24 protein-coding genes and 1 tRNA gene are annotated in these 21,840 nt (G+C 43.4%); 14 read left to right on the forward strand and 11 right to left on the reverse strand.

Annotation, left to right across the window (positions count from 1 at the left end; translation table 11 throughout):
* Window positions 1-16: 16 nt before the first annotated feature.
* Together CYLST_RS22435 and CYLST_RS22440 are read left to right on the forward strand one after the other, a co-directional pair.
* Window positions 17-970 (forward strand): alpha/beta fold hydrolase, encoded by a 954-nt coding sequence (locus CYLST_RS22435; protein ID WP_015210028.1) that lies wholly within the window; start codon window positions 17-19, stop codon window positions 968-970.
* Between the two features lie 69 nt (window positions 971-1,039).
* The gene (locus CYLST_RS22440; protein WP_015210029.1) at window positions 1,040-1,777 is read left to right on the forward strand and encodes a glutathione peroxidase; all 738 of its coding nucleotides are present in this window, start codon (window positions 1,040-1,042) and stop codon (window positions 1,775-1,777) included.
* A gap of 104 nt (window positions 1,778-1,881) precedes the next feature.
* Here the strand turns inward: CYLST_RS22440 and ureC are convergent, their stop codons facing one another.
* The 7 genes from ureC to ureA form a co-directional block, all read right to left on the reverse strand.
* Complete coding sequence (gene ureC / locus CYLST_RS22445) at window positions 1,882-3,633, reverse strand: urease subunit alpha (RefSeq protein WP_015210030.1); 1,752 nt, start codon at window positions 3,631-3,633, stop codon at window positions 1,882-1,884.
* Between the two features lie 38 nt (window positions 3,634-3,671).
* Window positions 3,672-4,370, reverse strand: coding sequence for an urease accessory protein UreF (locus tag CYLST_RS22450; protein WP_015210031.1), 699 nt, complete (start codon window positions 4,368-4,370; stop codon window positions 3,672-3,674).
* On the reverse strand, window positions 4,370-4,885 hold the full coding sequence (locus tag CYLST_RS22455; RefSeq protein ID WP_015210032.1) for an urease accessory protein UreE: 516 nt from the start codon (window positions 4,883-4,885) through the stop codon (window positions 4,370-4,372). Before CYLST_RS22455 ends, CYLST_RS22450 begins: the two co-directional genes overlap by 1 nt.
* Before the next feature lie 197 nt (window positions 4,886-5,082).
* Window positions 5,083-5,925, reverse strand: coding sequence for an urease accessory protein UreD (locus tag CYLST_RS22460; protein WP_015210033.1), 843 nt, complete (start codon window positions 5,923-5,925; stop codon window positions 5,083-5,085).
* A gap of 10 nt (window positions 5,926-5,935) precedes the next feature.
* Window positions 5,936-6,568: an urease accessory protein UreG gene (gene ureG, locus CYLST_RS22465; RefSeq protein WP_015210034.1), complete on the reverse strand. Its 633-nt coding sequence runs from the start codon at window positions 6,566-6,568 to the stop codon at window positions 5,936-5,938.
* A 176-nt stretch (window positions 6,569-6,744) separates the two neighbouring features.
* The gene (locus CYLST_RS22470; RefSeq protein ID WP_015210035.1) at window positions 6,745-7,125 is read right to left on the reverse strand and encodes an urease subunit beta; all 381 of its coding nucleotides are present in this window, start codon (window positions 7,123-7,125) and stop codon (window positions 6,745-6,747) included.
* 56 nt (window positions 7,126-7,181) lie between these two features.
* Window positions 7,182-7,511: an urease subunit gamma gene (gene ureA / locus CYLST_RS22475; RefSeq protein ID WP_015210036.1), complete on the reverse strand. Its 330-nt coding sequence runs from the start codon at window positions 7,509-7,511 to the stop codon at window positions 7,182-7,184.
* A 271-nt stretch (window positions 7,512-7,782) separates the two neighbouring features.
* On the opposite strand from ureA, the gene CYLST_RS22480 reads away from it, so the two are divergent.
* The 8 genes from CYLST_RS22480 to CYLST_RS22515 all read left to right on the forward strand — a co-directional run bounded on the left by CYLST_RS22480 (window position 7,783) and on the right by CYLST_RS22515 (window position 13,171).
* Entirely contained in the window at window positions 7,783-8,754 is a 972-nt protein-coding gene (locus CYLST_RS22480; protein ID WP_015210037.1) for a sodium-dependent bicarbonate transport family permease, read from the forward strand.
* A gap of 4 nt (window positions 8,755-8,758) precedes the next feature.
* The gene (locus tag CYLST_RS22485) at window positions 8,759-9,067 is read left to right on the forward strand and encodes a P-II family nitrogen regulator (protein WP_015210038.1); all 309 of its coding nucleotides are present in this window, start codon (window positions 8,759-8,761) and stop codon (window positions 9,065-9,067) included.
* A 175-nt stretch (window positions 9,068-9,242) separates the two neighbouring features.
* A complete protein-coding gene (locus CYLST_RS22490) occupies window positions 9,243-9,476 on the forward strand; it encodes a DUF2281 domain-containing protein (RefSeq protein WP_015210039.1) in 234 nt (77 codons plus the stop codon).
* Window positions 9,466-9,855, forward strand: a complete 390-nt coding sequence (locus CYLST_RS22495) for a type II toxin-antitoxin system VapC family toxin (RefSeq protein WP_015210040.1) — start codon at window positions 9,466-9,468, stop codon at window positions 9,853-9,855. The genes CYLST_RS22490 and CYLST_RS22495 overlap by 11 nt, the downstream gene beginning before the upstream one ends.
* Window positions 9,856-10,003: 148 nt before the next feature.
* The gene (locus CYLST_RS22500) at window positions 10,004-11,158 is read left to right on the forward strand and encodes an iron-containing alcohol dehydrogenase (protein ID WP_015210041.1); all 1,155 of its coding nucleotides are present in this window, start codon (window positions 10,004-10,006) and stop codon (window positions 11,156-11,158) included.
* Window positions 11,159-11,263: 105 nt separating this feature from the next.
* Window positions 11,264-11,851, forward strand: coding sequence for a TetR/AcrR family transcriptional regulator (locus tag CYLST_RS22505; protein ID WP_015210042.1), 588 nt, complete (start codon window positions 11,264-11,266; stop codon window positions 11,849-11,851).
* Between the two features lie 149 nt (window positions 11,852-12,000).
* A complete protein-coding gene (locus CYLST_RS22510; RefSeq protein ID WP_015210043.1) occupies window positions 12,001-12,435 on the forward strand; it encodes an acyl-CoA thioesterase in 435 nt (144 codons plus the stop codon).
* 61 nt (window positions 12,436-12,496) lie between these two features.
* Window positions 12,497-13,171, forward strand: coding sequence for a glutathione S-transferase family protein (locus tag CYLST_RS22515; RefSeq protein WP_015210044.1), 675 nt, complete (start codon window positions 12,497-12,499; stop codon window positions 13,169-13,171).
* A 416-nt stretch (window positions 13,172-13,587) separates the two neighbouring features.
* On the opposite strand, the gene CYLST_RS22520 is transcribed toward CYLST_RS22515, so the two are convergent.
* Window positions 13,588-14,316 (reverse strand): phytanoyl-CoA dioxygenase family protein, encoded by a 729-nt coding sequence (locus CYLST_RS22520; RefSeq protein ID WP_015210046.1) that lies wholly within the window; start codon window positions 14,314-14,316, stop codon window positions 13,588-13,590.
* A 366-nt stretch (window positions 14,317-14,682) separates the two neighbouring features.
* On the opposite strand from CYLST_RS22520, the gene trmFO reads away from it, so the two are divergent.
* Window positions 14,683-16,005, forward strand: a complete 1,323-nt coding sequence (trmFO, locus tag CYLST_RS22525) for an FADH(2)-oxidizing methylenetetrahydrofolate--tRNA-(uracil(54)-C(5))-methyltransferase TrmFO (protein WP_015210047.1) — start codon at window positions 14,683-14,685, stop codon at window positions 16,003-16,005.
* A 31-nt stretch (window positions 16,006-16,036) separates the two neighbouring features.
* Here the strand turns inward: trmFO and CYLST_RS22530 are convergent, their stop codons facing one another.
* Window positions 16,037-16,333, reverse strand: coding sequence for a hypothetical protein (locus CYLST_RS22530; RefSeq protein WP_015210048.1), 297 nt, complete (start codon window positions 16,331-16,333; stop codon window positions 16,037-16,039).
* A gap of 296 nt (window positions 16,334-16,629) precedes the next feature.
* Here CYLST_RS22530 and CYLST_RS22535 point away from each other — a divergent pair, with 296 nt between their 5' ends.
* The 3 genes from CYLST_RS22535 to CYLST_RS22545 all read left to right on the forward strand — a co-directional run bounded on the left by CYLST_RS22535 (window position 16,630) and on the right by CYLST_RS22545 (window position 18,674).
* The gene (locus CYLST_RS22535) at window positions 16,630-17,835 is read left to right on the forward strand and encodes a murein hydrolase activator EnvC family protein (protein ID WP_041233837.1); all 1,206 of its coding nucleotides are present in this window, start codon (window positions 16,630-16,632) and stop codon (window positions 17,833-17,835) included.
* A gap of 33 nt (window positions 17,836-17,868) precedes the next feature.
* Window positions 17,869-17,941 (forward strand) — tRNA-Arg (locus tag CYLST_RS22540).
* Window positions 17,942-18,296: 355 nt separating this feature from the next.
* Entirely contained in the window at window positions 18,297-18,674 is a 378-nt protein-coding gene (locus tag CYLST_RS22545; RefSeq protein WP_015210050.1) for a Crp/Fnr family transcriptional regulator, read from the forward strand.
* Between the two features lie 298 nt (window positions 18,675-18,972).
* Here CYLST_RS22545 and CYLST_RS34790 read toward each other — a convergent pair whose 3' ends face one another.
* Both CYLST_RS34790 and CYLST_RS22550 read right to left on the reverse strand, forming a co-directional pair.
* Window positions 18,973-19,185 carry a hypothetical protein gene (locus CYLST_RS34790; RefSeq protein WP_157162629.1) on the reverse strand — a complete coding sequence of 71 codons (213 nt, stop codon included), beginning with the start codon at window positions 19,183-19,185 and terminating at the stop codon, window positions 18,973-18,975.
* Between the two features lie 26 nt (window positions 19,186-19,211).
* Window positions 19,212-21,791 (reverse strand): tetratricopeptide repeat protein, encoded by a 2,580-nt coding sequence (locus tag CYLST_RS22550; protein WP_085960673.1) that lies wholly within the window; start codon window positions 21,789-21,791, stop codon window positions 19,212-19,214.
* Window positions 21,792-21,840: the final 49 nt, after the last annotated feature.

Here is a 21,840-nt window from a genome sequence, read left to right on the forward strand (position 1 = left end):
TTTAGCAGCTTGAATTATGCGACCTTCCACTTTAACTAATACACCAGATGCGGCGGCATCTTCTACCCAGTTTTATACTTGGCAAAACTATCGCTGTGCTTATGAACTTCATCAACCCATAAATTCAATACCAGAAAGCATCCCCTTGCTGTTAATTCATCCTATTGGTGTGGGTTTATCGCGGCAATTTTGGCAGCGGTTTTGCCGTGAATGGTATCTCACAAATCACCTAAATCCCATTTATAACCCTGATTTAATGGGATGCGGTGAAAGTGATATGCCACGTCGGGCTTACACTCCAACTGATTGGGCAAAACAGTTGCAACACTTTTTACAAACAGTGGTGCAAAAACCTGTAATTTTAGTGGTGCAAGGTGCTCTATTTCCGGTAGCAATTGAATTGGTGCAATTGGAATCTAATTTGATTGCTGGTCTTGTACTCTCAGGTCCTCCTACTTGGTCAGTGATTACGAAGCAAGCGCCAGAAAGGCAGCAAAAATTAATTTGGAGCTTGCTTAATTCGCCTTTAGGAAATGCTTTTTATCGTTATGCGCGGACGCGAAAATTTTTGCGTTCTTTCTCGACTGAAAGATTATTTGCTTCCAGTGATGCTGTCGATGAAGAATGGTTAAATGTTTTGGTTACCGGGGCTAAAAATATCGCCAGTCGCCATGCGGTATTTTCTTTTTTAGCTAGGTTTTGGCAACGAGATTACACTAGTGCGATCGCATCGATTAAGCAACCGACACTGGTAGTTATGGGGGAAACAGCCTCAAGTATCAGCAAAGAAGGTAAAAAAGCCAAACCAGATGACACCTTAGCTGAATACCTCGCGACTCTACCGCAGGGACGGGGGACGAAAATAACTGGGCGGAATGTTTTACCTTATGAATCAACAGCTGCTTTTGTTGATGCGATCGCCTATGGTGGGGCTTCGCCCATCGCTCCATTCATCATTAAAAAAACTTAGCCAACTGGCATTCAGAACAGTTCTCGCGTCATAGTAAGACTGGATTGATTTCTTCAGGAGCTAAATTTTATGTTATCGAATCGCCGTGGGCAAAAAGTGCCTAATGTTACCTTTCGTACTCGTCAAAATGACAAGTGGGTAGATGTGACAACTGATGAGCTATTTGCTGATAAAACAGTTGTTGTTTTCTCCTTACCAGGTGCTTTTACTCCGACTTGTTCATCAACTCATCTCCCTGGCTACAACGAATTGGCGAATGTTTTTAAAGAAAATGGCGTCAATGACATTATCTGTATTTCTGTTAATGATGCCTTTGTGATGAACGAATGGGCAAAAGATCAAGAAGCATCAAATATCACGCTCATTCCCGATGGTAATGGTGAATTTACTGAAGGGATGGGAATGTTGGTGGATAAGTCAGACTTGGGCTTTGGTAAACGCTCCTGGCGCTACTCAATGCTGGTGAGAGACAGTGTAGTTGTCAATATGTTCATTGAGCCTGAAGAACCAGGAGACCCCTTTAAGGTGTCCGATGCCGAAACTATGCTCAAATTTATTAACCCCGCAGCAGTTAAGCCCAAACTTGTTTCTCTGTTTACCAAAGTGGGTTGTCCCTTCTGTGCCCGTGCTAAGGCTTTGCTGAAAGAACGTGGCATAGATTACGAAGAAATAGTTTTGGGTAAGGATGTCACTACACGCTCTTTACGGGCGGTTACAGGTGCAACTACAGTTCCCCAAGTCTTCGTTGATGGTGAATTAATTGGGGGTTCTGAGGCGCTAACAGCCTACCTGGCTGCTAAAAAATAGGTGTTGATTTAACGGAACCTCACCCTGGTTCTGCGGTGCAAAACCTGTCCCTCTCCTTCACAAGGAGAGGGATGTCTCTCAGAATTTGTCGAACTCGCGTTATTTTAAAACAAGAAATAACGCTGGGCCATGGGCAAATAGCTAGCAGGTTCACAGGTGATCAATTTTCCTTCCACCCTGACTTCATAAGTCTCGGCATCGACTTCAATTAGGGGGGTAGCGTCATTATGTTTCATATCTGCTTTCCTGATACTGCGTGTATTAGCAACTGCCTCTGTGCGAGTAGTTAAGCCAAGATGTTTAGGCACTTCTCTATTCAAAGCTTCTTGGGAAACAAAAGTAATTGAATTTGCCCCAATTGCCCCGCCAAAAGAGCCAAACATCGGACGCATGTGAACGGGTTCGGGGGTGGAAATACTGGCGTTGGGATCGCCCATTTGTCCCCAAGCGATCATTCCTCCCTTAATCACAAGCTCTGGCTTGACTCCAAAAAAGGCTGGTTTCCACAAACACAAATCGGCTAACTTCCCGACTTCGACAGAACCGACATGGTTGGCAATTCCATGAGCGATCGCTGGGTTAATGGTGTATTTAGCGATGTAGCGCTTGGCTCTCAAGTTGTCGTTATTTGCACCATCAGAATTAAGGGGGCCTCTTTGGACTTTCATCTTATGGGCGGTTTGCCAAGTGCGAATAATCACTTCCCCGACTCTGCCCATGGCCTGGGAATCAGAAGACATGATGCTAATCACGCCCATATCCTGCAATATATCTTCAGCGGCAATTGTTTGGGGGCGTATTCTCGAATCGGCAAATTTGACATCTTCCTCAATGTTCGGGTCGAGGTGATGGCACACCATCAACATATCTTTGTGTTCTGCCAGAGTGTTAATGGTGTAGGGACGGGTGGGATTCGTCGAAGCTGGTAGAACGTAATTATAGCTACAGACTCTGAGTATATCAGGGGCATGACCGCCGCCAGCGCCTTCGGTATGGAAGGTGTGAATCACTCGTTCTTTAAAAGCTTTAATGGTGTCTTCGACAAACCCCGCTTCGTTGAGGGTGTCGGTGTGAATCGCCACTTGTACGTCATAATCCTCGGCCACACTCAGGCAGTTATCAATCGCAGCTGGAGTAGATCCCCAATCTTCGTGTAGCTTTAAACCCATAGCACCAGCTTCAATTTGTTCGATTAAGGCTTCGGGTTTGCTGGTATTGCCTTTGCCAAAAAACCCGATGTTGATGGGGAAGGCGTCGGCTGCTTGTAACATCCGGTGAATGTTCCAAGGGCCAGGGGTGCAAGTGGTGGCGGTAGTTCCAGCGGCTGGGCCTGTACCGCCGCCAAGCATGGTTGTAGTTCCAGAGGCGATCGCAGTTTCGATTTGCTGGGGACAAATAAAGTGAATGTGGGTATCAATGGCCCCGGCTGTGACAATTCTGCCTTCTCCCGCTATCACTTCGGTGCCTGGGCCAATGATGATATCTACGCCGTCTTGGGTGTAGGGATTGCCGGCTTTGCCAATTTTGAATATTTTGCCGTTTCTAATGCCAATATCGGCTTTGACGATGCCCCACCAATCAAGAATCAAGGCGTTGGTAATGACTACATCTACGGCTTGGTTGACACCATCGCCAATCTTGGGAGAATTCCCTAAGATATCGGTGCCATTGATTAAGGGAGACTGTCCCATCCCATCCCGAATCACCTTACCGCCACCGAATTTAACTTCTTCGCCATAGGTGGTGAAGTCTTGTTCTACTTCAATAAATAACTCTGTATCTGCAAGTCGAACGCGATCGCCAACGGTAGGGCCAAACATGGCTGCATAGTTCCGTCGATTCATCCGATAACTCATATTTTTTCCGCCTCAACAACTTAAAAAATTGCAAAATACTAACTGGCAAATAACCGATGATCCAATTTTTGATGTCGCATTTGGGCAATATCAATCATCGGTGTACAAGACCACATTTGGTCTAATCTCAAAGCAGCCGCCCTCAAGTAGGCTGCTTCAATATCTGGTGCTAGTTGGAGCAGGACTTGTTGCGCTTGGAGATGTCCGATAACGCTCAAGCGAATGGCAGCCCCCAATAAACCCGTCACAAAACTATGGAAAAAAGCTAGCACTGTATCCCGTTCTTCCAACCCTGCTGCCCTAGCAACTACAGCAAATATAATCGGATGTAAGCAGTTAATTATACCTTCAGCCGCTTCTCGATTTAGGGTTTCTAATTGAGCATCTGGCCAAGTTGTACTAGCAACCATCAGCAAGGCGCGTCCGCTTTTACGCCCGGTTTCACGAGTTTTTTCGACTAAGTTTTGGGCAAATAGTTGAGCATCTGCCTCTCGCACTGCTTCTAAATCTGCCATCGCACTTCCTCGATAGGCATGGATTAAAGCCACTGCATCCGTTGGCCCTACTTTGTTTTGCAATAGTAGTTGCAGAAAAATTTGTAAGTCTTTGGCATCGCGCAGTTGACCGAATTGCACCAAAGATTCTAGTCCGTGAGATAGGGTATAAGAACCAGAGGGGAAAAAAGAATCGGACAGTTGCATGAAAGCGAGTTGTTGACTAATCGGAGATTGACTCATCAGTGGTGATGGTGCTGTTCGGTGTGTTGGGAAAAGTTAAGCTGTTCGTGAGGCGATCGCCATTCATAGTCGATTTGTAGTCCAGGAATCTGAAAATGGCGGATGGTGGTTTCTATTACTTCTGCTTCTGCTGCTAGCTCGATGTATATCTGATGACCTTTGACGAGGATCGGCCAGTGGTGATTACCGAGCACGTGACCTAAATGAATTAGGTCAATTGCGCGATGATCGCTCTCTGGTGCGTTAAAAGTCAGTACCATCACTTTTTGCTCTTGCAAATGAATTAGTAATAAGTTACTCTCTTCTGTCGCAAAAACATCTCCTTCTCGCAATTGCCAATCTCGGCTTTTAATAATCCCGATATCAATTCCTGAAGTGGAGCAAGTGTGGATTCGTCCTTTGGGGCTATCGGTTGGCTTGAGATAAACTTCTAAAAAATGTTCTTTTTCTATCCTTTGAAATAAGCTAGCATTCTCTTTTAAATTTCCAAGGTAAGTTTTTGCTAATTCAGTCATATAGCAATTTTATTTGATTCGTGAAAAGTTTATTGTTTTAACTAATCGCCAAGACGCCCGCGCGCAGCGATGCCCGTAGGGCTGTAGAACGCCAAGGTAAAGAAAGGAAGGTGAGAGGTTACTAGTTTTACATTGGATTTTAAATTTAGGGAATTATTCTCTTTTATCTGGTTTCTTGGAAGAGGGATATCAGATAATTAAGGTTGATGACCTAGACGGCGTACACAATTTAAGGCGTACTGCAAATAGTCTTTGAGTCCCCCAGTTCCAGTGGCTATGGCTCTAATTAATAAGCCTTTGTGATTGGGTAAAATGGAGGTGGCTACAGTTGTACTATGGCAATTAGCGGCTTCTATGTCTTCTAAGCTGGCACTGAGTAACGCCAGGTCTGCTTCTGGTTGAATTATTATCACATTGCACAAGATAGATGCTCTAGCAAATAAATCGCTGTTTTTGAAAGGATTGAGTTTTCCTTCTAAACGCATAGCATCGGTAAACCAGAGCTTGTTTTCTAAAGAAGTAACTTGTAGACGACTGAAATAGTGGTTAAATTCATAAAATTCCCCACGGGCTAGCCTTCCCGGTACAATTATTTCGCTATAAAATAGTTTGGCGGTGGGATGACACTTGATGTTGAGCGTTTGCTCTAAAGTGGCATCTCTAAAGAGAATGATCGGTTCGGGGACAAACTCTAAACTTGCTCCTGCTTGAAGTTCGATATCATAATGTGCGATCGCTTTTGAGCCAGCAATAGGCATAGGATGCACTTTGGTCGCAGATTGGTCTGTGAGGTGAAGCTGAGTTTCAGCAGTGAGTTGTAAGGAAATATTTAGCTCGTCATTTGCGAGTAACCCTGGAGAGCTACTAGTAATATAAAGGTGAGCCTGCCGGGTATTCTCTGGCTGATGGCGGAAGGTGCGAGAGATGCCCAAGGGATAGGCTGTATACTGATGAGTAACTATCGTCTGACCGTCGCGGTCGCACTCCAGTTTTAGCTCTAAGTTTTTGGTTTGTTTGAAAGTTTCCAAGGTAACAACCAATAACAACCTCCTAGCTGGCTATAGCGTCCGGACTGCGAAACAGAACAGTCTCCAAAATGAAATTCACCACTTGATTTAATCCCTCTCCCGTCTTGCAATTAGTATAGGCAATCGGTTTCCCCCGGCGGTATAAAGGGGCTTGTTGACGGATTAAATCCAAGTCAGCACCTACATAAGGAGCAATATCAATCTTATTGATTACCACTAAATCAGCTTGTGCAAAGCCAGGGCCTTTTTTGCGGGGGATATCATCTCCCGCACCGACATCAATCACAAAAATATAGGAGTCTACCAAGTCATAGCTAAAGGTAGAGGCCAGATTGTCACCTCCACTTTCAATAAAAATGATGTCTAATTGAGGATAAAGCAGTTCTAGATCCTTCACCGCTAGCAGGTTCATCGTGGGGTCTTCGCGAATCGCTGTATGTGGACAGCTACCCGTTTCCACGCCAATAATCCTTTCAGGGGGCAGAAATCCGCGACTTTTCAGACGGTCTGCATCTTCAGTTGTGAGTAAGTCATTAGTGACAACTGCGACTTCAATGCCTTGGTTCATTAACAAGGGGACGATGCATTCTAGCAGCGCTGTTTTCCCACTACCTACCGGGCCTCCAACTCCCAGTCTAGCTACTGATTTTGCCATAGTTAATTTCCTTGTCTGAGTTTATGATCAACGGCTAAATGTTGAATTAGTGTCTAAGTAAGTAGGCGAAAATAGATCAAACTTTGTTAAGGAATGTAGAAAAATTAACTTAGCTCGTAGTAAGGACTTTAGTCCTGTGTTGAGGACTAAAGTCCTCACTACAAACTTTTAATTATTTACGATGCACTACTTAATTGGTTGTTAACTAATCCATTAAAACCATAAATTTTGCGCTCACCAGCGAAGGGAATTAACTCAACTTGTGTTGCATCTTCATCCATCGGTTCAAATCTAACGGCTGTCCCGGCGGGAATATTTAAACGTCTGCCTAGGGTAGGATCGTTATCGCTGTAGCGAATAATTTTATCGAGTTTTCTATCTCCTTGTTCATACTTTACGTGAGAAAATTCTAGATCAGAATTAACTTCATAAAAGTGGAAATGAGAACCAACTTGAATCGGGCGATCGCCTTTATTCGCCACGACAATTTTGATCATGTCTCGCCCTTGATTGAGTTCGATGTCGCCGGGTTGAGTAATTATTTCGCCTGGAATCATGGTTAATTCAATTTTTTTTGTTTTTGGATGGATAGAGCTTTCTTTAAGTTGCCAAACTAAGAACGTACTAAGGGAACAATTGATTTACAAATTGGTTCGTGTACGGTGACTAATTTCGTCCCGTCGGGAAAGGTAGCTTCTACTTGCACTTCATGAATCATTTCCGGAATGCCTTCCATCACATCTTCTCTTCCCAAGAGAGTCTTGCCATAACTCATCAATTCTTCTACGGTTTTTCCTTCTCTTGCCCCTTCTAAAATCGCCGCAGAGATATAGGCTATTGCTTCGGGATAATTCAGCCTTAAGCCTTTGTTCCTGCGTCTTTCTGCTACTAAAGCAGCAGTAAAAATCAGAAGTTTATCTTTTTCTTGAGGAGATAATTGCATAGACGTCTTGCCTGAATTTCACTTGGATTTGACAAACTTCAAGTTTTAAGTTCGATTGCTGAAAATCTTAAGTAGGTAGGCACTTTGAAAGCCAAATATGTTGAGATCTGCCTGAATTCAGCCTGATTTATAGATTACATACCTTTACATAGCTGTGTCTTTTTTAGCCTGACCACCGACAACAGTATATGATTATCGATGCAGTTGTCACTTTTTGTGCAACACTTATTCATACAGAATTTTTTAATTAAAACATTAGAGGAGTGGCGGAATGGATGTCAGCTTGATTGTGTCTAACATCTTGAATCCACCTGTCTTGGCATTCTTCATGGGGATGCTGGCGGTTTTTGTCAAGTCGGATCTAGAAATTCCCCCACCAATCCCTAAGCTATTCTCCCTTTATTTATTATTTGCCATTGGGTTTAAGGGCGGTGTGGAACTGGTTAAAAGTGGCATCAGTCAGGAAGTGATTCTCAGTCTTTTGGCAGCCGTTTTCATGGCGTGTATTGTCCCCGTTTATACGTTCTTTATTCTGAAAATCAAACTTGACGTTTATAATGCAGCCGCGATCGCATCTACCTATGGTTCAATCAGTGCTGTGACCTTTATTACGGCTAGTTCCTTCCTGACGCAACTGGGCATACCCTTTGATGGCTATATGGTAGCAGCCCTGGCCTTGATGGAATCTCCAGCAATTATCATCGGTCTGATCTTGGTAAATGTCTTCACGGCTAATGAAGGTAAGCGAGAGTTTGTTTGGTCAGAAGTTTTACGAGAAGCTTTCCTCAATAGTTCCGTGTTTCTGCTAATTGGTAGCCTGGTGATGGGACTCCTGACTGGAGAACATGGTTGGGTGGTGTTGAAACCCTTTACACAGGATATGTTTTACGGCGTCCTCACGTTCTTTTTGTTAGATATGGGACTGCTGGCTGCCCAAAGAATCAAAGATTTGCAAAAAACAGGTGTTTTTCTGATCTTGTTTGCCATCCTCATCCCCATTGTCAACGCCGCGATTGCCCTAGCGATCGCTAAAATTATTGGTATGCCTCAGGGGGATACCCTTTTATTCGCTGTGCTGTGTGCCAGTGCTTCTTACATCGCAGTCCCCGCAGCTATGCGGCTAACTGTTCCCGAAGCCAACCCTAGTTTGTATGTTTCCACTGCCTTAGCAGTGACATTCCCTTTCAATATTATTGTGGGTATCCCACTTTATTTATACGGCATCAATATATTTTGGAGTTGAGATTATGCGGTTAGTTAAACGGATAGAAATCTTTGCTAATTATGTCGAACTCGGTAAAATTTTAGAGTCTTTAGAAAAGTCAGGCATACCAGGACATACAGTGATTAAGAATGTGACTGGCAAAGGTAGGGGGGGAACAGCCAGCGATGATTTCGCCATGACATTGCTAGACAACATTTATATTATCGCTTTCTTTCCTCCTGAAAAATTACCGCTGGTGGAAGTAAATATTAGAAACACTCTAAATAAGTTTGGTGGGACTTGCTTTATTTCCGATGCCATGGAACTGGAAACAACCAAGTGTGTTAGTTAAGTAAACCTGAAAATATTAATATCACCCAACAGATTGAAGTCTATCGGTGGGAAATGGCTTGATCAACGATATTCTTTGCTTGCAGTATAATTATGGAGGCAATAGCTAAGAGCAACGGAAGAATTTGAGTATATATAATTGATTAGCCTATCCACAGATATAGAGGAAAACCACTGTGCAATCAATTCAAGAAAAGATTGTAGAAAAAATACAACTCCTACCCGAAGAGGCTCTAACTCAAGTGCTGGATTTAGTAGAGTCTTTAACCCAGAAGACTCCAAAAAAGCCTGTAGGTGTCCCAGGTAAACAACTGTTGCAATTTGCTGGGTCGATTAGAGCAGATGACTTAGAACTGATGGCAAAGGCAATTGAGGCAGACTGCGGTAAGGTTGATTTAGATGAATGGTAGGTTTTTGTTAGACACTAATATCATTATTGCTCTGTTTCAGAGGGATACATCAGTTCAGGAAAACATAGCGCAAACTGAACAGGTGTTTGTATCCAGTACTGTGGTGGGTGAACTTTACTATGGTGTCTATAAGTCTAGACGAGTGACAGCTAACTTAACACGCATAGAGGAATTTGTTGCTAAAACTTCTGTACTTGAGTGTGACCTAGTTACAGCCCAGCAATATGGGGAAATCAAAAATTTTCTCAGAGAGAAGGGACGACCAATTCCTGAGAATGATATTTGGATTGCTGCTGTTACCAAGCAGTATGAATTAACTTTAGTATCACGGGATAAGCACTTCAGCGAAATTGACGGGTTGTTCTTGGTAAGTTGGTAAGGTGAAGCCTAATTTATATTCTCTCAATAGAGTGCGCCATCGCACAAAACCGCCCCTCACCCCAGAACCTGACAGCATTTTTCTCCCATCAACGGAAAACTGATTAAAATACTCAAGGCGAAAACTTATACCCTTGTGTAAATCAATCATGAAAAACTTTGCTTTTTACAATCCAGTTAAAATCCTGTTTGGTAAAGGTCAAATCGCCAATATTGCTGCGGAAATTCCGGCAGATGCCAAAATTCTCATCACCTACGGCGGCGGTAGCATCAAAGCCAATGGCGTCTATGACCAAGTAAAATCGGCGTTAGCTGGCCGGAATGTCTTTGAGTTTGGCGGAATTGAACCAAATCCTCATCTAGAAACTCTCTTAAAAGCAGTTGAGTTAATCCGGAAAGAAGGTATCGATTTTCTATTAGCTGTAGGTGGCGGTTCTGTTGTTGATGGGACTAAATTTATTGCTGCTGCGGTGTTCTTTGAAGGCGACCCTTGGGATATCTTGGCAAAGAACGCACCTGTGACTGCGGCTTTACCCTTCGGTGCGGTGTTGACCCTCCCAGCTACCGGTTCGGAAATGAATGACGGCTCGGTTGTTACCAAGTGGGAAACCAAAGATAAGTTATTTTTCGCTAGTTCCCAGGTGTTTCCTCGCTTCTCTGTTCTCGACCCGGAGACAACTTACTCCCTACCTCCAAGGCAAATTGGCAACGGCATTGTTGATGCTTACACTCATGTGATGGAACAGTATTTGACTTATCCAGCAAATGCGCCACTGCAAGACCGGATGGCGGAGTCAATACTGAAAACCCTGATAGAAGAAGGGCCAAAAACCTTGGCTAATCCTCAAGATTATGATGCGCGGGCAAATTTGGTGTGGTCGGCAACGATGGCGCTAAATGGTCTAATTGGTGCAGGTGTACCCCAAGATTGGACAACGCACATGATTGGCCATGAGTTGACGGCGTTGCATGGGTTAGATCATGCTCAAACTTTGGCGGTTGTGTTACCTAGCACCCTGACCATTAGACGCGATCGCAAATGGCAAAAGCTGCTACAGTATGCTGAAAGGGTTTGGGGCATCGTCGATGGCGATCAAGAACAACGGGTTAATGATGCGATCGCTAAAACTCGCAACTTCTTTGAGTCTGTAGGTGTCCGCACTCGTTTATCTGACTATGGTGTTGGACTCGATAGCATTCCAGCAATCATCAAGAATTTAGAAAAGCATGGTATGACAGCTTTAGGCGAATACGAAGATGTTAATCCTCAAGTAGTCGAGCAGATTTTAGCTCTCTGTGCCTAGGAATTCACTGTAGGTCAGGCGTCTCGCCTGACCCTTACAAAACCCTTGACTGTAAATTATTGATCATGCTAATCTCAATCAGACCAATCGGTCGGTAACACTTCAATGTCTAAAGGTGACGAAACAAAAACTAGAATTCTTCAACAAGCGGCTGAACTGTTTAACCAACAGGGATATGCAGGAGCGTCAATTTCTGACATTATGCGTGTAACTGGATTACAGAAAGGAGGAATTTACAATCACTTCAAAAACAAAGATGAGTTAGCACTACAGGCTTTTGAGTTTGCAGTTGCCAGTGTCAGTCAGCATACTAGAGCAGTATTGCGAAGCAAACGCCATGCAGTTGAACGCCTTTTAGGAATCATTGATGTATTTCGTAGCTTTGTAGATAATCCACCGATTAAAGGAGGGTGTCCACTGTTAAATACTGCTGTTGAAAGTGATGATACTCATCCTGCACTGCGAGAACTTGCTCAACAAGCGATGAACTCTTGGCGGCATCTAATTTGTTTAATTATTAACAAAGGAATTGATCAAGGTGAAATTCGCCCTGATGTCGATGCTGATCAAGTTGCAACTATCATGATTGCCACCCTAGAAGGAGCGATGATGATGAGCAAGTTATATGGAGATACAATTCACATGGAAAGAGCAGTTAATCACCTAAATGAGTATATAAAAACTCACCTTTAGTTTCAGGTTTTATATGTCTGCTAATTATCAAATAAGCAATAAAAGCAGTTCGTGATTTTATCTGTATACCTTCCCAAGTTTGAATCAGCTTAATTTTTTACCAATTAACAGACCGAACGGTCTTATATTTTGCCTGCACAGGAGCAATCATGTTAGTAACTAACAACTTACACAGACCATTAGAAATAGAATTAGTCATACCTGTCAGGACATACGATATTGATTTTGTGGGGATTGTCAGCAACATTGTTTATATCAGATGGCTAGAGGATTTACGCCTAAAGTTTTTAGATGAACACTGGCAACTTGGGCAACAACTAGAGCAGGGATATGCACCGATTTTGGCAGGTACTCAAATTGAATATAAACAACCAATTAAGCTGAACGACAAAGTAATTGGGCGTTTATGGCTAAGTAAATTAGGGCAACTAAAGTGGACTGTGCAAGCCGAAATTTTATCTAACAACAAATTGGCAGCGATAGCTATTCAAAAAGGTGCATTTGTCAGTTTAGAAAACGGTCGCCCTGTTCCTATTCCAATGAAAATGCAGAATAAATATGCTGAGTCTCAGCAAGTTATTTAGAAAAATTGAGTAGTTCACTAGCATTTTATTTCCGTTCAATTAACTTTACAAAGAATTACCCATGCTGAAATTCTACTACAATCCCATTTCGCCCAATGCTCGCCGTGTATGGATAACCTTACTTGAAAAAGAGATTCCCTTTGAACCAATTTTAATGAACTTGGATGGAGACCAATTAAAACCAGACTTTTTAGCAATTAATCCGTTTCACCATATTCCGGTTGTCATCGATAATGGTTTTCGTTTGGTAGAATGTTTGGCAATTCTAGACTATTTAGAAGCCAAGCACCCGAAACCTGCATTGTTACCTCAAGAACCTCAGGCATTAGCAACAGTTAAAATGGTGCAAATGCTCACAGCTAATGAATTATTTCCTCAAGTAATTTCTCTAATTTGTGAAAGTGAAAACTCGCCACAATTTGCCAAAGCAAAGCAGCATATCGATACAGTACTGAAATTTTTTACAGAGTTATTGGGTAACTCACCTTACTTTGGTAGCGAACAGTTAACCCTAGCAGATATTGTTGCTGGCAATGCTGTGCTTTCTTTACCTAATTTGGGTTTTACTCTTGATGATTACCCTGAGATAAATAAATGGTCTCAGCGCTTGATGCAGCGTCCAGTATGGCAGAAAACTAAATTGAGCGATGAAGATTTTGCACAATTCAAGCGGCGAGTAAGAGTTTTGGTGAAGTTGCGTAGACGTGAGTTTAGTCGGGGAAAAACTGCAAAATAGGGCGTTGCTGATTGTGAGGATCATTGCTGTAGAGACAATTGATGAATTGCCTCTACAAAAGGGGTTTTAATTTCGCAAATATCCTTTATTCATCCTTGATTTCAGCAACGCCCAAAATAGTAGGGCTATTTCCTTCTCAACAACCGCCTCAGAATCAATTCTGAGTCTAATAGTAAAAGTCGTCTAAAGACGATTGAAGGAAAGTTTACAGTGCGTTTTAACGGACTTTAGTTATTAGCCCAAAACTATAGATATCTCCGACAAAGAATGTAGAGACGTTCCATGTAACGTCTCTACGAGGGTTCTGGATGACGCATATTTAATGTTTGGAGATGTCTTATGGCTAACGCCACGCTTCGCTATCAGTTCAGGGTGGGTTATGTCTAGAACGAAATAGCCCCGCCCAAAAAAGTAGTTCATGGATAAACTCCAGGCTTCTGGAGAATTTGCCGTTGAGATGCAGTCAAATCGGGGTAATCGTCAGAATTATAGTAATACCTTGCCCAAGCAGATGGCTGAGGGGAATATTTATAAAACAGTGTCCGGCGCTCATTTTCACCTCGCCAGGGAAGAGTACCGTGAGTTAAAGCTTCAGTAAATATAATGGCACTTCCTGCCTTGACAGTTACCGCCTGTACACAAGCACTAGGAGACTGGAGGTCAAACCATTCTTTTGGGAAAGGCAGATTACTCTTGTGGCTACCAGGAACGCAGCCAAATCCCCCTTCTCCCGGATGCACATCATTTAGCTCGTAAGCAACGGCAGTTAAGCCATTATAGATTCTGCCATTTTTGAACAGGTAATACTGGCAAGGATCATAGGGAGTTCCACCTCCATGCAGATGGCAGCCAATGGGGCCAATACCTTGACGGATGATGTGAACATAGTCATGATCTAGGCGAAATTGCTCTCCCAGCAATTCTGATAAATAGGGAGTGATGCGGGGTTGATCTATTAACTCTCGGAAAGGCTTGCCCCAAGGCAGCAGACTATCGAAACGCAAAAATGATGCTTCTGAGTCATTTTTGCGGACAATCTGCTGATCTAGTATTGCCTGAAGGGCTGCAATTTGGTCAATGTTGAGTGCATTTTCAATTATCAAGAAGCCTTGTAAGTCAAATAGATAACGTTCAAACTCAGTCATGGAAATTGTTGCTTGATGAGAAATTTCAACTTTGTCCGTCCGAACCAGCCAATGGCTGCCACATTTGCAGGATAGCCTTTTCCTTATCTTGTGATAAACCACTGGGATATTCTGTTTTTTAAAGCGGTGAAGTCACCCTTGAGGCGATCGCCAACCAATTTTTCTACATTAGGATATAAGCTGCTGTTGGTCTGCCCTCGATTGAATAGAGTTACCTGATAATTTAAGAAAGGTAAAAAAATTGTAGCTCAGTAATCAGCTTTTACATAAGTGTAGTATTTTCCATACCACGGAGAAAAATTTCATCTATCATTGGTGGTAAGCAGTCCCAGCAAAGTAAAATTCGGTGAGACTAAGTATTGAAATATGGAACAACAACCGATACAAGTGATTGGAGGTGGATTAGCTGGGACAGAAGCAGCGTGGCAAATAGCCCAAGCTGGAGTGCCGGTAATTCTCCATGAAATGCGCCCTAAACGTTTTAGCCCCGCTCACCATACAGAACATTTGGCAGAATTAGTCTGTAGTAATTCTTTTGGGGCAATGGCAAGCGATCGCGCGGCAGGATTATTACATGAAGAACTACGCCAGCTTAATTCCATCGTCATTGCCAAAGCTGATGAACACGCAGTCCCCGCTGGTGGGGCGTTAGCGGTGGATAGAGGACAATTTGGCCAAGATTTGACAGAAACACTTTCCAGCCATCCTCTAGTTGAATTTCGCCGGGGAGAAGTACCGACTGTTCCCGAAGGAATTGTGGTTTTGGCAAGTGGCCCTTTAACCAGTCCCGACTTAGCAGAAGATTTACGCCGCTTCACCGGGATGGAATATCTCAGCTTTTTTGATGCTGCTAGCCCGATTATTGTCGGTGAATCGATCAATCAGGATATTGCTTTCATGGCTTCTCGCTATGATAAAGGCGAAGCGGCTTATCTCAATTGCCCGATGAATAAAGAGCAATATCTGCACTTTCGGGAAGAACTCTGCAAAGCTGAACAAATTGAACTTAAGGGTTTTGAACGGGAAACGGCGAAATTTTTTGAAGCCTGTCTGCCCATAGAAGAACTGGCGCATCGGGGAGAAGATACCATGCGTTATGGCCCCTTGAAGCCAGTAGGATTGTCTGACAGCCGCACGGGAGAGCGTCCTTATGCTGTGATTCAGCTGCGCCAAGAAGACAAAGCCGGTCAACTTTGGAATATGGTAGGATTTCAAACTAATCTGCGTTGGGGTGAGCAAAAACGCATATTTCAGTTAATTCCCGGTTTGGAAAATGCCGAATTTGTGCGGTTAGGTGTGATGCACCGCAATACTTTTCTGAATGCACCGCAGCTGATGTCTACAACTCTGCAATTTAAGCAGCGTCCGACTTTGTTAGCTGCTGGGCAGTTGATTGGCACTGAAGGCTACACCGCAGCGGCTGCGGGTGGCTGCTTGGCGGGAATTAATGCTGCACGGCTAGCTTTGGGCAAAGAACCATTGAGTCTGCCACCGACAACAATGATGGGGGCGCTGTTTGAGTTCATCAGTTCAGCTTCGCCTAAGCATTTCCAACCAATGCCGCCTAATTTTGGGATTGTGCCAGATTTGGGTGTGAGAACCAAAAGTAAACCCGAAAAATACGGAAAATATCGCGATCGCTCTTTGGCTGATTTGGCAAGTTGGAAAACAGCCAATTTAGCCGTTTAGCTGGATGAGGAGAAGGATTTACGAATTTTCTCTAAATGTCCTTCTCCTTGATCGTGACTATTCCATGTATGCCCAACGCCGCGATCGCACCCCCCAGCAATCCCCAAGTGCCATCGGCAAATACATTGATCCGATGGGCTAAAGCGCGATGATAGGCAAACTCTAACTTTCTCTCATTGGTATTTGTTGCCTCTGCTAACTCTTTTACATAACTTTCAGCTTTTATCAGTGCTTTGTAATCTGTGCCAAAGTAGTAAAGCGATATAGCCAGCACGATTAAACCTGGTGTAATCACCGAAATTACCAGAATGCCAATACGTGTATTCATCCGCTGATTTACCTCTTGCAAAAGTCAATTTTATGGAAATCGAACCACAGATGCACCACGAGATTTACACGTGATGAATATAAGACATAGAACCCCTGTAGAGACTTTGCATGCAACGTCTCTACATTCTTTTCCACCAGAAGTCTCATATATCTGCTCAGTGCTGACATAGCAGGACTGTTTGTGTTACAACTTGGCAGGCTTTCTTTGATATTTTGTGTGTTTGAGTGGGTGAATCGGATTTTGGGAATAATCCTTATGGTGTTTTTGACCATCGCTTTAGTCAATCTCTCAGCATGAGAGCGCCATTTTTAGGAAAAAAGAGAATTTTTTACTGGTTGCATCTGGCATTGTGCTGCATTCTGTGCTTGAACTTGACAATATCGCCAGTATATGCTGCTCCAGCTTCAGTTGATAATCTGCGACAACAGCAGCAACAAATTAAGCAGCAGCGGCAGAATGTAGTTAAGGAACGCGATCGCTTAACTAATCTGCAACAAGAAGCGCAAAAGAACTTCACAGGTATCCAGCAAAATCTGCAAACGACTAATAGCCAGATTCAAGACAGCGAGTTACGCTTACGCCTAGCTAATGCACGCCTCCAGCAGTTAGAAGCTGATTTAGTGACGGCGGAAAGTTTATATCAAGAACGGCAAATAGCAACGGTGGCACGTTTGCGCTTTATTCAGCGATCGCCAGCTTCTCAAGGATGGGCTGTTTTGCTGCAAAGCCAAGATATCAGTGATTTTATCAGCCGTCGTCATCAGTTGAAGTTGGTTTATCAGGCAGATCAAAAGATTTTGGTGAAACTGACTGAACAAGCAAACTTGTTAACTCAGCAGAAAACTGATGTGGAAGGGCAAAAAAACGAAATTGCCTTGATTAGGCAGCAATTATTGGTGCAAAAAGCCGATTATCAAACTCAGGGAGAGTTACAAGCCGAATTGATTCAACGCCTAAATAGCGATCGCCTCGCGTTGACAGCAGCGCAAAACCAACTAGATAAAGATTCCCAAAGTCTGGAAGTTGTGATTCAACAAAAGGTAGCCGAAGCCAAAGCTAGAGAAGAAGCAGAAGCGCAAGCCAAAACCGGCAGCAAAAGCGTGATAATTCGCGGAACTGGGGCGTTTGCATATCCCAGCGACGCATCCACTAGCAGTTCCTTTGGTTGGCGGGTTCATCCCATTCTCGGTTATCGTCGCTTTCATTCAGGGTTGGATTTTGCTGCTGGTTATGGTAGTACAATTCGGGCAGCAGATTCAGGAACAGTGATTTTTGCCGGCTGGTATGGTGGTTATGGCAGGGCTGTAATTATCAATCACGGCAGAGGCATGACGACACTTTATGCACACAGCAGCGAGTTGTACGTTTCTGAAGGACAATCTGTACAACGGGGACAAGCGATCGCTGCTGTCGGTTCCACAGGTTTTTCCACAGGCCCCCACCTGCATTTTGAAGTGCGTCGCAATGGTACACCTGTTAATCCTGCTGATTTTCTCTAATCCCAAAAACTATGCTATAATAGAAAAGTGCATGGGCGCGTGGCTCAGTGGATAGAGCAACAGGTTCCGGTCCTGTGGATCGGGGGTTCGAATCCCTCCGCGCTCGTTTTTTAAACAACCGAAAAAAATCCCCCCAACCCCCCTTAAAAAAGGGGGAAACCTCACCCTGTCCTAACGGACATCCCTCTCCTTCACAAGGAGAGGGACAGGTTTTGCACAGCAAAACCAGGGTGAGGTCTTTCCGTGAACTTAATGACTTTTCAACCATCCTCTAACTCTCTTGATACCCCCTTAAAAGGTTGTCACCACAGGCGGGGAAATCTTCTTTTAGTATTTATACGTAAAATTGAAAACCCTATTCTTAAACTTGCACCCACCGCGAAAGTAGTATACTTCTATCGGCATTTTTATTGCCTATCGGAATAATTCGTCTACAAATAAGGAATTTTGGGGCTAATCTTATGTTAAGTCCTGTAGTAACGCTGAGTATCTTTCAAAAACAACCAGGACCTAAAGCCTTTTCGGCAGGTGACATTATCTTTGAAGAAGGACAACCTGGTGATTTGATGTACGGAATTTTGGAAGGAGAGGTTGAGGTAGTTGTCAATAACCAAGTTGTGGAGACAATTGCAGCCAGCGAAGTTTTTGGTGCGGGGGTACTGGTGGGGGTAAAAAATAGAACTTATACCGCTATTGCTAAGACTGACTGCAAGCTGGCTTATATTGATGAATCTGCGTTTCTCTTTGCTGTTCAGGAAACACCCACTTTTGCGCTGAAGGTGATGAAGAGTTATTCTGAACGCCTAAGCCGTGTGGAACATCAGCTTTCCAGTTTATAATACCTCGTTCCCAGCCGACCGCTGGGAATGCCTCCGGGGGGTTCTACCTCCAGTCTAGGGGGTGAATAAAATAATTTTGTCTCGCGCAAAGGCGCAAAGGTACAAAGGAAGAAAAAGATGTTTAAGGCGGTTAGAAACCGCGTCTACACAGGCAAAACCCACCTGGGTTTCAAATACTTAATTTTCCTTAGTCCACGGAGGTGGACTTCGTTTGTGTAGCCGCGAATTCTATTCGCCCTGGCTCTTTTGTTGGGTGTTCGATAAGCTTAAGATAGCGATGCGTTACTTTTGTTAAGTGTTAGATAAGCTTAAAATAACGATGCGTTGCTTTTGTTGGGCGTTCGATAAGCTTAAGATAGCGATGCGTTGCTTTTGTTGGGTGTTCGATAAGCTTAAGATAGCGATGCGTTGCTTTTGTTGGGTGTTCGATAAGCTTAAGATAGCGATGCGTTACTTTTGTTGGGTGTTCGATAAGCTTAAGATAGCGATGCGTTACACTACGCGACAACACACTCTACTTTGCTATGATTTATTTATCTAAAGATTGCCATCAGGCTGATGAGTATCGCGCAAATATTGCAGGCTTTTACGGAAGGTAATAGTATTAGGATGATTTATCCCTAGCCGTAGTTCAGCAATCTCTAAAGCTTGGATGTACAAAAGTTTGGCTTCACTGTACTTTCCTTGAAAATAGTAGAGTCCAGCCAAATTATTTAGGCTAGTTGCGACTGAGGGGTGTGATTCTCCCAGCAGTCGTTTTTTCAATTCCAAAGCTTGGATGTACAAAGGTTCGGCTTCGCTGTACCTTCCTTGAGAATTGTAGAGTAATGCCAAATTATTCAGGCTAGTTGCAACATCGGGGTGTGCTTCTACCAGCAGGCGTTTAATCAATTTCAAAGCTTGGATGTACAAAGGTTCGGCTTCGCTGTACCTTCCTTGAGAATAGTAGAGTCTAGCCAGATTATTCAGACTAGCTGCGATATTGGGGTGTGATTCTCCCAGCAGGGATTTTCTCAATTCTAAGGCTTGGATAAACAAAGGTTCGGCGTCACTGTATTTTCCTTGAGAATTATAGAGAAAAGCCAGATTATTCAAGCTAGTTGCAACATCGGGGTGTGATTCTCCCAGCAAGCGTTTACTCAATTTCAAAGCTTGGATATACAAAGGTTCGGCTTCACTATACTTTCCTTGAAAATAGTAGAGTAATGCCAGATTATTCAGGCTAGCTGCGACATTGGGGTGTGATTCTCCCAGCAGGCGTTTACTCAATTCTAAAGCTTGGATATACAAAACTTCGGCTTCGCTGTATTTTCCTTGAGAAGTGTAGAGTGCAGCCATATTATTCAGGCTAGATGCAACATCGGGGTGTGATTCTCCCAGCAAGCGTTTTCTCAATTCTAAAGCTTGAATGTACAAAAATTCAGCTTCACTGTACTTTCCTTGGAATTCGTAAAGTCCAGCCAGATTATTTAGGCTAGTTGCGACGTCGGGGTGTGATTCTCCCAGCAGCCGTTTTCTTAATTCTAAAGCTTGGATGTACAAAGGTTTGGCTTCACTGTACTTTCCTTGAGAAGTGTAGAGTGCAGCCAAATTATTTAGGCTAGATGCGACATCGGGGTGAGATTCTCCCAGCAGGCGTTTACTCAATTCCAAAGTTTGGATATACAAAACTTCGGCTTCGCTGTATTTTCCTTGAGAATAGTAGAGTCCAGCCAGATTATTTAGGCTAGTTGCGATATCGGGGTGTGATTCTCCTAGCAGCCGTTTACTCAATTCTAAAGCTTGGATGTACAAAGGTTCAGCTTCACTGTACCTTCCTTGAGATTTGTAGAGTCCAGCTAAATTATTCAGGCTAGATGCGACAGAGGGGTGTGATTCTCCCAAGCGTTTTCTAGCAATTGATAAACATTGTTCACGCCAAGGTAAGGCTTGCTGATATGCTCCTTGTCCTTCATATAATCTACCTAAGCCAACAAAAGGCCAGATTAAATCTTCATCACTTAACGAATTTTGTTGAACGGTTGCAGCTTCACCAAGGTGAGGAATATCAAGGGTGAATGAGGCGATTTGTTCTTGAGTGGGTGTTTGAGGAATTTCCTGCGCTACTGCTACCACAACTCGACAAAAATCGCGCTTTAGTTCATCAGCATCAGTTAATTCTTCTCGTTTACCGCGCATAAATTCTCGAATTAGTTGATGTAGTTGATAACTTTCTCCACCAATATCCTCCAGCAAACTCAAATTCACTAAAAAATCATCTCGCAAATCTTCTAAATCTTCTGCTTCTACATCAGCTAGACACTGTTCTACCAAATTCCAAGGGATAGGCGCTAAAGCAAAAACACTCAGCAGACAAGCTAATTGTTGCGCTTGCTTGTCTAATTCTTGCCAACTCAACTCAAATGCTGCTTGTACACCCCGCTTTGCTGTCATCTCTGGGGATGTTTCTGTGAGTGAACGATGTTTTAAACCTAACCTTTCCCGCATTTGGGCCAGAGACAAGTTATTTTTGCGTTTTAAATATCGTCCCACCAACTCTAAACCCAAAGGCAAAAATCCTAAGTCTGCACAAAGTTGTTTCGCTTCTTCTATTTCTCTCTTGATTCGTTCATCCCCAAGATAAGAAACCAGCAAATCTAAAGCTGGTGTTTCATCCAAAACTTTTAAAGATAACTGCTGAAAAGATTCGCCTAACCACTTAACCCTAGTGGTGATGAGAACTTTAAACTTAAACTTTGGCAAACTTGGCGGTAAATATGCTTCGACTTGCTGATATGTTGAAACATCATCCAGCACCACCAGCACTTCACCCTCTGGCCATTGTCGCCAGCAGTAATTAATCTTAGCTGGTAAATCTAAATCTTCTGGTAACTGTAAACCTAACTCTTGTCTCGCAAACTGCAAAATCTGAATTCCCACATCTTCATTCCGCACCCGCAACCAGCAAACACCGCCAGGATATGTACTTTGCTCCCAATGATGCAACGCATATTGCAGCGCTAATTCTGTTTTACCTACACCACTCATCCCAGCGACAGCAGTTATCGCTACTCGTTCTGTCTGCTGTAACTGCTGGTGTAGGTTTGCGAGTGCTTCATCACGTCCGACAAATTTAATTACACCACTGCGGCGCAGGTTTTGCGGTATTCCAGTGTGGGAATTTGAC

This window comes from Cylindrospermum stagnale PCC 7417 (assembly GCF_000317535.1).
In the GTDB taxonomy this organism is placed as follows: Bacteria; Cyanobacteriota; Cyanobacteriia; order Cyanobacteriales; family Nostocaceae; genus Cylindrospermum; species Cylindrospermum stagnale.

Coding starts and splice junctions, on each gene's coding strand:
- CYLST_RS22435 (WP_015210028.1), top strand. CDS start 17: ATGCGACCTTCCACTTTAACTAATACACCAGATGCGGCGGCATCTTCT.
- CYLST_RS22440 (WP_015210029.1), top strand. CDS start 1,040: ATGTTATCGAATCGCCGTGGGCAAAAAGTGCCTAATGTTACCTTTCGT.
- ureC (WP_015210030.1), bottom strand. CDS start 3,633: ATGAGTTATCGGATGAATCGACGGAACTATGCAGCCATGTTTGGCCCT.
- CYLST_RS22450 (WP_015210031.1), bottom strand. CDS start 4,370: ATGAGTCAATCTCCGATTAGTCAACAACTCGCTTTCATGCAACTGTCC.
- CYLST_RS22455 (WP_015210032.1), bottom strand. CDS start 4,885: ATGACTGAATTAGCAAAAACTTACCTTGGAAATTTAAAAGAGAATGCT.
- ureG (WP_015210034.1), bottom strand. CDS start 6,568: ATGGCAAAATCAGTAGCTAGACTGGGAGTTGGAGGCCCGGTAGGTAGT.
- CYLST_RS22470 (WP_015210035.1), bottom strand. CDS start 7,125: ATGATTCCAGGCGAAATAATTACTCAACCCGGCGACATCGAACTCAAT.
- ureA (WP_015210036.1), bottom strand. CDS start 7,511: ATGCAATTATCTCCTCAAGAAAAAGATAAACTTCTGATTTTTACTGCT.
- CYLST_RS22480 (WP_015210037.1), top strand. CDS start 7,783: ATGGATGTCAGCTTGATTGTGTCTAACATCTTGAATCCACCTGTCTTG.
- CYLST_RS22485 (WP_015210038.1), top strand. CDS start 8,759: ATGCGGTTAGTTAAACGGATAGAAATCTTTGCTAATTATGTCGAACTC.
- CYLST_RS22495 (WP_015210040.1), top strand. CDS start 9,466: ATGAATGGTAGGTTTTTGTTAGACACTAATATCATTATTGCTCTGTTT.
- CYLST_RS22500 (WP_015210041.1), top strand. CDS start 10,004: ATGAAAAACTTTGCTTTTTACAATCCAGTTAAAATCCTGTTTGGTAAA.
- CYLST_RS22505 (WP_015210042.1), top strand. CDS start 11,264: ATGTCTAAAGGTGACGAAACAAAAACTAGAATTCTTCAACAAGCGGCT.
- CYLST_RS22510 (WP_015210043.1), top strand. CDS start 12,001: ATGTTAGTAACTAACAACTTACACAGACCATTAGAAATAGAATTAGTC.
- CYLST_RS22515 (WP_015210044.1), top strand. CDS start 12,497: ATGCTGAAATTCTACTACAATCCCATTTCGCCCAATGCTCGCCGTGTA.
- CYLST_RS22520 (WP_015210046.1), bottom strand. CDS start 14,316: ATGACTGAGTTTGAACGTTATCTATTTGACTTACAAGGCTTCTTGATA.
- trmFO (WP_015210047.1), top strand. CDS start 14,683: ATGGAACAACAACCGATACAAGTGATTGGAGGTGGATTAGCTGGGACA.
- CYLST_RS22530 (WP_015210048.1), bottom strand. CDS start 16,333: ATGAATACACGTATTGGCATTCTGGTAATTTCGGTGATTACACCAGGT.
- CYLST_RS22535 (WP_041233837.1), top strand. CDS start 16,630: ATGAGAGCGCCATTTTTAGGAAAAAAGAGAATTTTTTACTGGTTGCAT.
- CYLST_RS22545 (WP_015210050.1), top strand. CDS start 18,297: ATGTTAAGTCCTGTAGTAACGCTGAGTATCTTTCAAAAACAACCAGGA.